The sequence below is a fragment of the Streptomyces sp. NBC_01381 genome (genome assembly GCF_026340305.1).
Classification (GTDB): Bacteria; Actinomycetota; Actinomycetes; order Streptomycetales; family Streptomycetaceae; genus Streptomyces.
Genome location: NZ_JAPEPI010000001.1, coordinates 4,178,639 through 4,190,865, shown reverse-complemented (window position 1 = coordinate 4,190,865; position 12,227 = coordinate 4,178,639). Strand labels below are relative to the sequence as shown.

12 protein-coding genes are annotated in these 12,227 nt (G+C 70.7%); 6 read left to right on the top strand and 6 right to left on the bottom strand.

What is annotated here, in order from left to right:
- Positions 1–14: 14 nt before the first annotated feature.
- On the top strand, positions 15–878 hold the full coding sequence (locus tag OG453_RS19570) for a DMT family transporter (RefSeq protein WP_266869234.1): 864 nt from the start codon (positions 15–17) through the stop codon (positions 876–878).
- Between the two features lie 85 nt (positions 879–963).
- On the opposite strand, the gene OG453_RS19565 is transcribed toward OG453_RS19570, so the two are convergent.
- Entirely contained in the window at positions 964–1,704 is a 741-nt protein-coding gene (locus tag OG453_RS19565; protein ID WP_266869233.1) for a DapH/DapD/GlmU-related protein, read from the bottom strand.
- Positions 1,705–1,837: 133 nt separating this feature from the next.
- Here OG453_RS19565 and OG453_RS19560 point away from each other — a divergent pair, with 133 nt between their 5' ends.
- Complete coding sequence (locus tag OG453_RS19560; RefSeq protein WP_266869232.1) at positions 1,838–2,368, top strand: gamma carbonic anhydrase family protein; 531 nt, start codon at positions 1,838–1,840, stop codon at positions 2,366–2,368.
- Between the two features lie 2 nt (positions 2,369–2,370).
- Here the strand turns inward: OG453_RS19560 and OG453_RS19555 are convergent, their stop codons facing one another.
- The 3 genes from OG453_RS19555 to OG453_RS19545 form a co-directional block, all read right to left on the bottom strand.
- Entirely contained in the window at positions 2,371–3,057 is a 687-nt protein-coding gene (locus OG453_RS19555; RefSeq protein WP_266869231.1) for a DedA family protein, read from the bottom strand.
- An 82-nt stretch (positions 3,058–3,139) separates the two neighbouring features.
- On the bottom strand, positions 3,140–4,768 hold the full coding sequence (locus tag OG453_RS19550; protein WP_266869230.1) for a carboxylesterase/lipase family protein: 1,629 nt from the start codon (positions 4,766–4,768) through the stop codon (positions 3,140–3,142).
- A 255-nt stretch (positions 4,769–5,023) separates the two neighbouring features.
- Entirely contained in the window at positions 5,024–5,476 is a 453-nt protein-coding gene (locus tag OG453_RS19545; RefSeq protein WP_266869229.1) for a DUF4442 domain-containing protein, read from the bottom strand.
- Between the two features lie 81 nt (positions 5,477–5,557).
- Here OG453_RS19545 and OG453_RS19540 point away from each other — a divergent pair, with 81 nt between their 5' ends.
- From OG453_RS19540 to OG453_RS19525, 4 genes are all read left to right on the top strand, one after another.
- Positions 5,558–6,541 carry a hypothetical protein gene (locus OG453_RS19540; RefSeq protein WP_266869227.1) on the top strand — a complete coding sequence of 328 codons (984 nt, stop codon included), beginning with the start codon at positions 5,558–5,560 and terminating at the stop codon, positions 6,539–6,541.
- 77 nt (positions 6,542–6,618) lie between these two features.
- The gene (locus OG453_RS19535) at positions 6,619–7,614 is read left to right on the top strand and encodes a hypothetical protein (protein ID WP_266869226.1); all 996 of its coding nucleotides are present in this window, start codon (positions 6,619–6,621) and stop codon (positions 7,612–7,614) included.
- Between the two features lie 99 nt (positions 7,615–7,713).
- Positions 7,714–8,754, top strand: a complete 1,041-nt coding sequence (locus OG453_RS19530; protein WP_266869225.1) for a hypothetical protein — start codon at positions 7,714–7,716, stop codon at positions 8,752–8,754.
- A 62-nt stretch (positions 8,755–8,816) separates the two neighbouring features.
- Positions 8,817–10,118, top strand: a complete 1,302-nt coding sequence (locus OG453_RS19525) for an MFS transporter (RefSeq protein ID WP_266869224.1) — start codon at positions 8,817–8,819, stop codon at positions 10,116–10,118.
- On the opposite strand, the gene OG453_RS19520 is transcribed toward OG453_RS19525, so the two are convergent.
- Together OG453_RS19520 and tuf are read right to left on the bottom strand one after the other, a co-directional pair.
- Positions 10,080–10,871 (bottom strand): spermidine synthase, encoded by a 792-nt coding sequence (locus OG453_RS19520; RefSeq protein ID WP_266869933.1) that lies wholly within the window; start codon positions 10,869–10,871, stop codon positions 10,080–10,082. The two genes, OG453_RS19525 and OG453_RS19520, sit on opposite strands and share 39 nt — an antisense overlap.
- Before the next feature lie 132 nt (positions 10,872–11,003).
- Complete coding sequence (gene tuf / locus OG453_RS19515) at positions 11,004–12,173, bottom strand: elongation factor Tu (protein WP_266869223.1); 1,170 nt, start codon at positions 12,171–12,173, stop codon at positions 11,004–11,006.
- Positions 12,174–12,227: the final 54 nt, after the last annotated feature.

The window sequence follows — 12,227 nt, the reverse complement described above, 5'->3', positions numbered from 1 at the left end:
TGCGAGGATCATCGATGACAGCACTGTTCGCCCTGGCCACGAGCCTCCTGTGGGGCCTCGCCGACTTCGGCGGCGGACTGCTGACCCGACGTATCCCCGCCCTCACGGTCGTCGTCGCCTCGCAGGCCATCGCCGTGATCGTCCTCGGCGCGATCGTGGTCGCGACCGGCGGTTGGACGGAGTGGGGCCCGCAACTGTGGTTCGCGGTCGGCGCGGGACTCGTCGGCCCGGTCGCGATGCTCTCCTTCTACAAGGCCCTCGCCCTCGGCCCGATGGGCGTCGTCTCGCCGCTCGGCTCCCTGGGCGTCGTGGTACCGGTGGGCGTCGGGCTCTTCCTGGGCGAGCGGCCCGGGGTGCCACAGTTCGCCGGGATCGCCGTCGCCGTCGTGGGCATCCTGCTCGCGGGCGGGCCAGAGCTGCGCGGCGCGCCCGTACAGCGGCAGGCGGTTCTGCTGACCCTGCTCGCGGCCTTCGGATTCGGCGCGGTGATGGCCCTCATCTCCGAGGCGTCGAGCAACATGACCGGCCTGTTCCTCGCCCTGTTCGTGCAGCGCGTGACAAACGTGGCGGCGGGCGGCGCGGCCCTGTTCGCCTCGGTGAAGCGCGGCGGCGTCGCACTCCCCGAGGGCACAGGGATGGGCGTGATCTGGGCGTCGCTCCCGGCACTGGCCTTCGTCGGCCTGGCGGACGTGGCGGCCAACGGAACGTACTCGATAGCCGCCCAGAACGGCCCGATCACGGTGGCAGCGGTGCTCTCCTCGATCTACCCGGTGGTCACAGCACTGGCGGCACGCGCGGTCCTGAAGGAACGCCTGCGCGGAGTACAGGCGGCGGGAGCGGGCTTGGCCTTGGTGGGCACGGTACTGCTGGCGAGCTAAGACGCGCCTCGCCAGGAGCGCCCCGAAGGGGCGCGGGGAACTGCGCGACAAGCCCCCACCCACCCGCAGACGAGGGAAGCCGGAACTACCCCTCCCCCAACTCACCCAGGGCAAGCAACTGTTCCGGCGTGACCCCGTCAGGAATAGGCACTGGCGCAGGCGTACGCAAGGGCGGCTGCCACCCCGCTTCGGGGTCCCACGTCCGCACGACCCGCGCCGGCGCACCCGCAACCACCGCATGGTCGGGAACGTCACCCCGGACAACGGCCCCCGCAGCCACCACAACATTCCGCCCGATCCGCGCCCCCGGCAGGATCACGGCATTCGTACCGATCCAGCAGCCGGGCCCGATCTCGACCGGCTCCATACGGGGCCACTGCTTCCCGATGGGCGTGTGCGGATCGTCGTACGAGTGGTTCGTCGACGTCACGTACACGCTGGGCCCGAAGTAGCAGTCGTCGCCGATGGCCACCGCCGTGTCGGCGATGACATGACTGCCGCGGCCGAGCACGACGCCGTTGCCGATGCGCAGGATCGGATCAGGGCCGAGATCCAGATCGGGCATCATCCCGGCGGTCAGCGTGACCTGCTCGCCGATGATGCAGTGGTCGCCGATGCGGATCCACGGCTCACCGAAGACGGTCCCCTGCGGAAAGGCCAGCTTCGTGTTCTCGCCGAGCGCGCCGAACCGCAGCCGCCCCGGCCGCCGCGCGGTGACCGCGCCTGTCCGCTGCACCCACGCCCAGCCCGCGTGAACGGCGCGCTGGGCCGCGCGGCGCCGCCAGTCGGCGACCGCGGATGAGAACGTGTTCCTGTTCTTCGGCACGGGCTCACGTTACTCAGCCACGGGCCCACCGGTGAGCCCGGACCCCTGTGATCTTCACCCCACACGGCGGCGCGCCCGCCCTCGTCCCGTACGGTTCCGCCAGGCGCGAGACACGTACGAATGGAGACATCCGATGGGCCACGAGGCACTCATCACCGGGATCGGCGGCAAGGACCCGAAGATCGATCAGGACGCCTTCACCGCGCCCACCTCCGTCGTCATCGGCGAGGTGACCCTGCACGCCGGTGCGAGCACCTGGTACGGGGCGGTACTCCGCGCCGACGGCGGGCCGATCGTCGTCGGCGCCGACAGCAACATCCAGGACAACTGCAGCCTCCACGTCGACCTGGGCTTCCCGATGACCATCGGCGAGCGGGTCTCGGTCGGCCACAACGCCGTCCTGCACGGCTGCACCGTCGAGGACGACTGCCTCATCGGGATGGGCGCCACGGTCCTCAACGGCGCGGTGATCGGCGCCGGTTCACTGGTCGCGGCGCAGGCACTCGTCCCGCAGGGGATGGTCGTGCCGCCAGGATCACTCGTCGCGGGCGTACCGGCCAAGGTGCGCAGGCCCCTCACCGACGAGGAGCGCGCGGGCATCACCCTCAACGGCACGATGTACGTCGAGCTGGCCAAGGCCCACAAGGACGCCCACGCGGGCTGACGTCAGTCGGCGGCCGGGACGGGCACCGGCTCGGCCGCCTGCAGGCCACCCTCAGCCTCGGCCTCAGCCTCGGCCTCGGCGCGCTCCGCGGACTTCTTGGCGCGGCGCTTGACGAACAGCATGGAGCCGACGCCGATCAGGACGGCGATGGCAAGGCCGAAGTACGAGAACCGCTTGAGCCAGTCCTCCGCGACCACGCCGATGTAGTAGATGACGGCGGTGGTGCCGCCCGCCCAGACGATGCCGCCCAGGACGTTGGCGACGAGGAACTTCCAGTACGGCATGCGCAGGACGCCCGCGAGCGGCCCGGCGAAGATCCTCAGCAGGGCGACGAAGCGGCCGAAGAAGACCGCCCACATGCCCCACTTCTGGAAGGACCGCTCGGCGGTGGCGATGTTCGCGGCGCCGAAGTGCTTGGGGAATTTCCCTTCGAGCCACGCGAGGAGTGGCCGGCCGCCCTTGCGGCCGATCGCGTATCCGATGGAGTCGCCGATGATGGCGCCCGCGGTGGCGCAGATCCCGAGGACGACCGGGTTGAGCTCGCCGTGCTGCGAGGAGAGCAGCGCGGCGGATACGAGGACGATCTCACCCGGCAGCGGGATGCCCAGGCTCTCCAGACCGATGATCACGCCCACCAGCGCGTAGATACTGACGGCCGGTACGGTCTCCAGCCATTCCTGGACGTGCAACGCCGGTTCCTCCTGTGCTGGTGTGCCTGTACCCGGCGTGCGCGGTCCCCCCTGGCTCGCGCACGCCGGGCAGCCTACCCGCTCACCCGGCGTCGGCCGGAGCGGAGTCCCACAGGTCACACCGGTGATCGTCGGCCAGTGTCGTGCTCACTGTGGTGCCGCCCGCGGAGGCGGTGCGCAGCGAGAGCACCTGGCCGGGCCGCGTGCGCTGATCGGGCGCGGCGGGCTGGCCGTCGGCGCTCGGCGCCCCGCCGTGGATGAAGGAGCCCCAGTACTGGACCATCTGCCCGGCCAGCGAACGCTGTTCGGCATTGAGCGGCGACGCGAGCCCGAAGTGCTTGAAGAGGTACTGCACTTCATTCACATGGGTCGCCCCGAAATCGAAGGTCTTGCCGGCTTCACGGATCGACGCGAAGGGCGGCGATGTGCGGTCGGCGAACTCATAGGCGTAGACGGGCCCGCGGTCCGCGAGCGCCTTGTTCATGCGCAGCGCGGTACAGGCGAACATCCGGTCCCCGAGCGAAGCCGCGTAGGCGTGCGTCGGCGAGGCATGCTCGGCGGCCGGATAGCGCTTGAGGACCTTGGCTCCCAGCTCTTCGCCGTACGCCTGGGTGAGCGCGCCCGGGTACTGCTCGGCGGTGAGCGGTCTGCCCTGCCCGTCGAACTGGGCGTAGGCGAAGAGCCGCCCTTCGTCGCTGTTGGCCCCGTTCAGCACGGGCACGTCCGACGCGCTCCCCCGCGCGTACGCCTCCTCCGGCTGCACCGGCAGGAAGTCGCCGCCCACGACCGGGCCCCAGTCGAACCCGCCCTGCGCCGCGAGGATCTCCGCGGAGGACTTCTTCCGCAGACAGGCGAGGGCGGTCGCCGGGTCGGGGCAGCCCGCCTTCTTCGCGAACGCCGCGCCCTGCGTACCGGCTTCCTTCTGCTCACGGGCCGCGCAGTCGCCGTACGCGCCGCTCTCCACGATGCCCGCGCGGTAGAGGCCATCGGCGGTGGGCGAGGCGAGCAGGGTGCAGACGGAGCGGCCGCCCGCGGACTCGCCCGCGATGGTGACGCGGTGCCGGTCGCCGCCGAACGAGCCGATGTTGGCGCGCACCCAGCGCAGGGCCGCCTGCTGGTCGAGCAGGCCGTAGTTGCCCGAGACGCGATCGGACGCCTCACCGTCGAGGCCCTCTCCGGCGAGGAAACCCATCGCTCCGAGGCGGTAGTTGACGGTCACGACCACGGTGCCGGTGCGCCGGGCGAAGGCGTCCGGGACGATGTCCTCGCCCGCTCCCGCGGTCAGCCCGCCGCCGTGCAGCCAGACCATGACGGGGCGTTGGCGCCGGTCGGCGCCAACGGGGGCGTAGACGTTCAGGTCGAGGCAGTCCTCGGTGTGGCTGGGATTCTCATAGCCGGGATCCCAACTGGCGCTCTGCACACACCGGTTGCCGAAGGAGGTGGCGCCGCGCACGCCGTGCCAGGGCTTGACCGCCCGTGGCTCCTTCCACCGCAGCTCGCCGACCGGCCGGCGCGCGTACGGGATCCCGAGGAACTGGCGCCCCTCGGCGGTGGATTCACCGCGTAACCAGCCCGCGTCCGTACGGACGAGCGTCGCGCCCTTCGTCGGCGGGTCACTCCCCGCGGGCTGACCGGCCTGCGCGGCCTGCGGGGTGAGCACGGCCGCGGCGGTCGCGGCGACGGCGAGGAAGCCGGACACGGCGGCCCGCACCCGCCCCGACCTGCCGCTGTCTCCGCCTCCGCCTCTACCGCTGCCTCTTCCCGCTGCCCTCGTTCTCCTCAAGCTCCTCATGCGGCGACTCCTCTGCAGATGTCGACCCACTGGCGGCGAGGAAACTATGACCGCTACTGACTCGTGTCAATCAGTTGAACGGAAAACGGCGTCGCACCGGCCGGCACCCCCGTGCCCGACCGGCGAGACGCCGTTCGCCCGACGAACGTACGTAAACGAACGCCGGTATGCGACTCAGTTATTGGGACGCAGCGTCCAGACGACGGTCATCTCGCCGGTCACGGCGCCGTCCGCGCGCTGGATCTCGATCGCCACCGGGAACTCGGGCCGCTCCCCCGCGTCCAGCTCGGCGATCACATCGGCGGCCGGACGGCCGAGGGTCGCGGTGGCGGTCACCGGACCCATGGCGAGCTTCTTGTACGCGATGTCGGCGCGCACGGCGAGCGGCACGGCCCGCGAGAGCTGCTCCCCGAAGGCGGCGAGCACGATGGCGCCGCTCGCCGACTCGCCCAGCGTGAACATGGCTCCGGCGTGCGGTCCGCCGACGTGGTTGTGGTAGTCGTCCTGGTCGGGAAGGGCGACCACGGCCTTCTCGGGCGTGGTCTCACGGAACTCGAGGTTCAGGGTCCGGGCCATCGGCACGGTGGCGGCGAGCATCTCGCCGATCGACATCTGGGGTGCGCTCATGGCGGCGATGTTACCCACGAGTAGCGTTCTTTGGCCAGGAACTGACTCGACGTGGATCACGGTCCCCTATCGTTGCTGCTCATGTGGCCAGGAGAGCAGCAGCCCGGGGGCGGGCCGAATCAGCAGCCGAATCCCTACCACCAGCCGGGATATCAGCAGCAAGGGCAGCAGCAGGGGTACCAGCAGCCGGCCCCCTGGAACGCGCCCACCGTCCCCGGCGGCCCGGCGCAGGCCCCGCACGACGACGGCGGCGGCAGCGGCCGGGGTGGCAACAGGACCAAGATCGTCGCCATCGTCGCGGCCGCCGCGGTCGTGGTGGCCGCGGGCGTCACCGGTTTCCTGCTCCTGGGCGGCGACAAGGACGACACGGCGAAGCCGGACCCGACGCGGTCCGCCTCCACGTCCCCGAGTCCGGCCAGGTCCGAGGACGCCGACGCACGTGGTGGCGGCGGGGGGCCGAAGCCGACGATTGCGGGCTGGAAGACGGTCACGAACGCCGAGCGCGGCATCGCCTTCGACGCACCTCCGGAGTGGGAGCTCAAGGCACAGGACCGGGTCGACGCCGTCGGTGAGATCGACGATCCCGACAGCATTCTGATCGCGATGATGGCACCCGCCGCGCTCAAGCAGCAGTGGTGTGCGAGCGATCCCGACCGGGACGGCGTCAAGGACTACACGCCGCTCGCGGAGGCCGGCAGCAGGGGCAACCGCAGCGCCAAGAGCACCGAAGAGATCGCCAAGAAGGACTCGGCGATGTGGGTGCACGGCCGGTACTCCCAGCCCGGCAAGAAGAATGTCCGGACCAGCTCGGTGGAGCCGTACACCACCAAGTCCGGCATCACCGGCAGCCTGACCTCGTCCTCGGTCTCGGGCGTCAAGAACGACAAGAACGACAAGTGCCGGACGGACGGCAAGGCGACCACCTTCGGATTCAAGGACTCCCAGGGGAAGTTGGTCTCGTGGTCGTTCTTCGGCGCCCGGGACGTGAGCGGTGAAGTGCCGGAGGCGACGGTCAAGAAGATGCTCAGCACGGTGCGCGAATACGACAATGGGCCCGAGTCCTGAGCAACCGCCCCGCCATAGCCCCTCCCACCTGGGGTTGCCTCGCTGACCCCGCGTCAAGACCCGTATCGTTGCCCGCCATGTGGCCAGGACAGCAGCCGCCCGGGGGCGAGCAGAACCCGCAGGACCAGAATCCGTACCAGCAGCCGGGGTACCAGGCACCGAACCCGTATCAGCAGCCCGGGTATCAGCAGCAGGGCCAGCAGCAGGGCCAGTGGAGCGCGCCGACCGCGCCGATGGGTGTCACGCAGCCGCCGCCCGGCGGCGGTGACGGCGGCAACAAGACCAAGCTCGTGGCGATCGTCGCCGCCGTCGCGGTCGTGGTGGCCGCCTGCGTCACCGGCTTCCTGGTCCTCGGCGGCGACAAGGACGACGAGGCCGACTCGAAGCCGTCCAAGTCCCCCTCGAAGTCCGCGTCGAAGCCGAGCAGCGACCCGGCGAACGACGGCGGCACCGAGCGCGGCACGGGCAACGGCCCGAAGCCGACGATCGAGGGCTGGCAGGTCGTGGTGAACCCCAAGTGGGGCACCGCCTTCGACGTCCCCGCCGACTGGGAGGTGCAGTCGCCGGACTCGGCGATCGCCTTCGAGGACGACAAGGGCAAGCCCCTCATCACCATGTCGGCGCCCGCCTACTACAAGTCGAAGTGGTGCTCGGACGACGAGGACAGGGACGGCAACTCCGACGACACCGCGCTCGGCGCCGTCGGCACCAAGGGGGCGAACGGCGCCAAGAACACCGACGAGGTCGCCGTGAACCAGGTGCCCTGGTGGGTCTTCGGCGGCTACACCCAGCCCGACAAGAAGAGCCTCAAGTTCGACGAGAAGGCGGAGCCCTTCACCACGAAGACGGGCATCAAGGGCAGCCTCGCCCGTGCCCATTCGGAGAACACGCCCCAGAAGGGCAAGTGCGCCTCCGACGGCAAGGCGATCACCTTCGGCTTCAAGAACTCCGCGGGCGAATACGTCGCCTGGAACCTCTACAGCGCCAAGGGCGTCAAGGAGGAGATTCCGGAGGCGACGATCATGAAGATCCTCAATACGGTGCGGCTGGCCGGCGACCCCACGGAGTCCTGATCCGTTTCGTACGCCAACGGGGCTTGTGACCCGATGTGTCGGCCGCTCCGTGAGGGCAGCGATGACATCAGGCCACAGGCCCCTCTATGGTTACTGCCCATGTGGCCAGGACAGCAGCCGCCCGGGGGCGAGCAGAACCCGCAGGACCAGAATCCCAATCCGTACCAGCAGCCGGGGTACCAACAGCCGAACCCGTATCAGCAGCCCGGGTATCAGCAGCAGCCGCCGCAACCGGGTGCCTACTCGCAGCCCGAGCAGCCGCAGCAGTGGGCCGCGCCCACCCCGCCGCCGATGCCGCCCCAGCAGGGTGGCGGCCAGGGCGGGGACGGAAACAAGACGAAGATCACCGCGATCGTCGCGGCGCTCGCCGTCGTGGTGGCCGCCGGTGTCACGGGCTTCCTGGTCCTCGGCGGTGACAAGGACGACGTCGCGGACAAGAAGCCGAAGAAGTCTCCTTCCAAGTCCACGTCCAAGAAGCCGAGCCCGACCGATGACGGCGGCACCGAGCGTGGCACGGGCAATGACCCGAAGCCGACGATCGAGGGCTGGCAGGTCGTGGTGAACCCCAAGTGGGGCACCGCCTTCGACGTCCCCGCCGACTGGGCCGTCCAGACGCCTGACACCATGATCGGATTCGAGGACAGCGCGGGCGACGGCATGAAGCCCCTCATCAGCATGTCGGCGCCTGCGATCTACAAAGAGAAGTGGTGCACGTCCGACGACGACAAGGACGGCAAGTCGGACGACACGTCCCTCGCCGCGGTCGGCACAAAGGGCCAGAATGGCGCCAAGAACACCGAGGACGTTGCGCGCAACGACTCCGCGTGGTGGGTCTTCGGCGGTTACACGAACCAGAAGAAGGCCGACAAGAAGAAGATCAAGATCGGCAAGATCGAGTCGTTCACCACCACCTCCGGCATCAAGGGCAGCGTCGCGACCTCCACGACCGCCGGAGTCGCCAAGAACGACAAGTGCGACTCGGACGGCAAGGCCACCACGTTCGCCTTCAAGAACTCCGAGGGCGAGTACGTGGCGTGGACCCTGTACGGCGCCAAGGGCGTCAAGGACGAGGTCCCGGACGCGACGGTGCAGAAGATCCTCAAGACGGTACGTCTGCACGGCGACCCCGAGGAGTCCTGAACCACCTGGTGGCTCGCTGAATCCGTTTGGCAAGTCGGCGTCCGGGCGGCGATAGTCCCCGGGTGACCACTCCCGCCGCCGCGCGCCGCCCCACCTGGGCAGGCCGCAACTACACCCTGCTGACCGCCGCCGCGATCGTGACCAACCTGGGCAGCCACGGCGCCCTGATCGCGGCGGCGTTCGCCGTCCTCGACGCGGGCGGGGACGGCGGGGACGTGGGTCTGGTGGCGGCGGCGCGCACGCTGCCGCTCGTGCTGTTCCTGCTCATCGGCGGTGCCGTCGCCGACCGGCTGCCGCGTCACCATGTGATGGTCGCGGCCAACGCCCTCAACTGCCTCTCCCAGGCCGTCTTCGCGGTCCTTGTCATCTCCGGCACGCCCCCGCTGTGGTCGATGATGCTGCTCACCGGGCTCGGCGGCGTCGGCCAGGCGTTCTTCGGCCCGGCCGCCGAGGGCATGCTGATGTCGACGGTCACCGGCGAGCAGGCGAGCCGCGCCTTCGCGCTGTACCGGATGGCGATGCAGGGCGCGGGGCTCGGCGGCGCCGCGCTCGGCGGTCTGATGGTGGCCGCGCTCGGGCCCGGCTGGGTGCTCGCGGTGGACGCGGTCGCCTTCGCGATCGCGGGAGCCATGCGGTCGTTCCTCGACGTGAGTCACATACCGGCGCGCGAGCCGGGCGGCGGGCTGCTCTCGGATCTGCGCGATGGCTGGCGCGAGTTCATCGGCCGGCCGTGGCTCTGGGCGATCGTCGCGCAGTTCTCCGTCGTGGTGGCTGTGGTCGGCGCGGCCGAGGCGGTGTTCGGACCGCTGGTGGCCCGCGACGAGCTGGGCGGCGCCGGGCCCTGGGGCCTGGCGCTCGGCGCGTTCGGCGCGGGCACGGTCGGCGGCGCGCTCCTGATGATGCGGTGGAAGCCGCGCAGGATGCTGCTCGCCGGAACCCTCTGCGTCTTTCCGCTCGCCGCGCCTTCGGCGGCGCTCGCCGTGCCGCTGCCGGTGTGGGGTCTTGCGGCGGTGATGTTCGTCAGCGGTGTCGCGATCGAGGTGTTCGGCGTCTCCTGGATGACGACGATGCATCAGGAGATCCCCGAGGAGAAGCTGTCCCGCGTGGCCGCCTACGACTGGTTCGGCTCGATCGCGATGGTCCCGCTCGCCACGGCTCTCGCGGGCCCCGCCGAGCTGGCCTTCGGGCGTTCGGCGTCGCTGTGGGGCTGTGCGGCCCTTGTGGTCGTGGTGACAGCGCTTGTCCTGCTCGTCCCTGACGTGCGGAACCTGACGCGGCGCACGCCCTCGAAGGAGGTCGCGAAGGGCGCCCCGCAAGCTCAGGAGTCAGCCGATGCTGAAGGCACCGTCGGGCGGCTCGGGTGAGGCCACCGCGTCCTCGTCCCGCACCGGCCGCGCGTCGCCGATGAACCGCCGCAGCGCGGCCCCGTGCTCGACGCGTGCCGGGAAGACGTCGGCCGCCGCCCGCCGGGCGAGCGCCTGGACGTCGATGGCGTCGTGGGAGGCGACGAGCACCGCGTTGCCGAAGCGGCGGCCGCGCAGCACGGCCGGTTCGGCGATCAGCGCAAGGTCCGCGAACACCTCGGCGAAGCCCGCCAGTTGGGAGCGCAGAAACGTGAACGGCGCTCCGTCGGCGAGGTTCGCCGCGTAGATCCCGCCCGTGCGCAGCACCCGCTCCGCGGCCCGCGCGTAGGCCACGGAGGTCAGATGGGCCGGCACCCGCGAGCCGCCGAACACATCGGCGACCAATACGTCGGCGCTGTCGGGCGCCGCCGCTTCCAGCCACCGGCGGGCGTCGTCTCCGTGCACGGCGATCCCGCAGCCGTCCGGCACCGGCAGATGCTCGCCCACCAGGTCGAGAAGACCGCGGTCCGCCTCCACGACGTCCTGGCGTGAACCGGGCCGGGTGGCCGCGACATAGCGGGGCAGGGTGAGCGCGCCGCCCCCGAGGTGGAGCACGTCGAGCGGGAGCTCCGGCTCCGCCGCGGTGTCCAGGACATGGGCGAGGCGCTGCGCGTACTCGAACTCCAGATGCGTGGGCGCGTCCAGGTCGACGTACGACTGCGGCGCCCCGTCGACCGTGAGCAGCCAGGCGCGCGGCCGGTCCACGTCCGGCATCAGCTTGGCGGTGCCGTGATCCACGTCCTTGAAGACGGGTATGGCCTCGTCCGCGCGTTCGTCCTCAGTCACCGCTCCATTGTGCCCGCCTCCCGCAGCGGTGGATCCCCTGCGGGAGGCGGGCAGCTGCCATCAGCCGACCTCGGTCACCGTGCCCGCGCCGACGGTGCGGCCGCCCTCGCGGATCGCGAAGCCGAGGCCCGTCTCCAGGGGCATGTCGCGGCCGAGCTCGACGGTCATGGTGACCGTGTCGCCGGGCCGGGCGACGGCGGCATCGCCGAGGTCGACGTCCCCGACGACGTCCGCGGTGCGGAGGTAGAACTGCGGCCGGTAGCCGGTCGCGATCGGCGTCGACCGGCCACCCTCCTTGGTCGACAGGACGTACACCTGGGCGGTGAAGCGCCGGCTCGGACTGACGCTGCCCGGCGCCGCGACGACATGGCCGCGTCGTACGGCGTCGCGTGGCACGCCGCGAAGGAGCAGCGCCACGTTGTCGCCCGCCTGCGCGGACTCCATGGGCTTGCCGAAGGTCTCCAGACCGGTGACGACGGTCTCCGTCTCCGCGCCGAGCACCTCCACCCGGTCACCGATCCGCACCGTGCCGCGCTCGACGGCCCCGGTGACGACGGTGCCGCGCCCGGTGATGGTGAGCACGTTCTCCACCGGCAGCAGAAAGGGCGCGTCGACATACCGCTCGGGCATGGGCACATAGGTGTCCACCGCGTCGAGCAGCGCCTCGATGGCGGCGGCCCACCGCGGGTCGCCCTCCAGCGCCTTCAGTCCCGAGACCCGTACGACGGGGACGGAGTCGCCCCCGTACCCGTGCGCGTTCAGCAGCTCGCGCACCTCCAGCTCGACGAGGTCTGTGAGCTCCTCGTCACCGGCGTCGGCCTTGTTGAGGGCGACGACGATGTGGTCGACGCCGACCTGCCGGGCCAGCAGGACGTGCTCGGCGGTCTGCGGCATGATCCCGTCGAGCGCGGAGACGACGAGGATCGCCCCGTCCAGCTGGGCGGCGCCGGTGACCATGTTCTTTACGTAGTCGGCGTGGCCCGGCATGTCCACGTGCGCGTAGTGCCGGGTGTCGGTCTCGTACTCGACGTGCGCGATGTTGATGGTGATGCCGCGCTGCGCCTCCTCGGGGGCGCGGTCGATGCGGTCGAAGGGCACGAACGTGCCGGTGCCGCGCTCGCTGAGGACCTTGGTGATGGCGGCGGTCAGGGTCGTCTTGCCGTGGTCGACATGGCCCATCGTGCCGATGTTGAGGTGCGGTTTCGTGCGGACGTAAGCCGTCTTGGACATGGCGGTTCCTTCTCCGGAACTCGAAGCAGAAGTCCTGGGCGCACGTCATCGCGT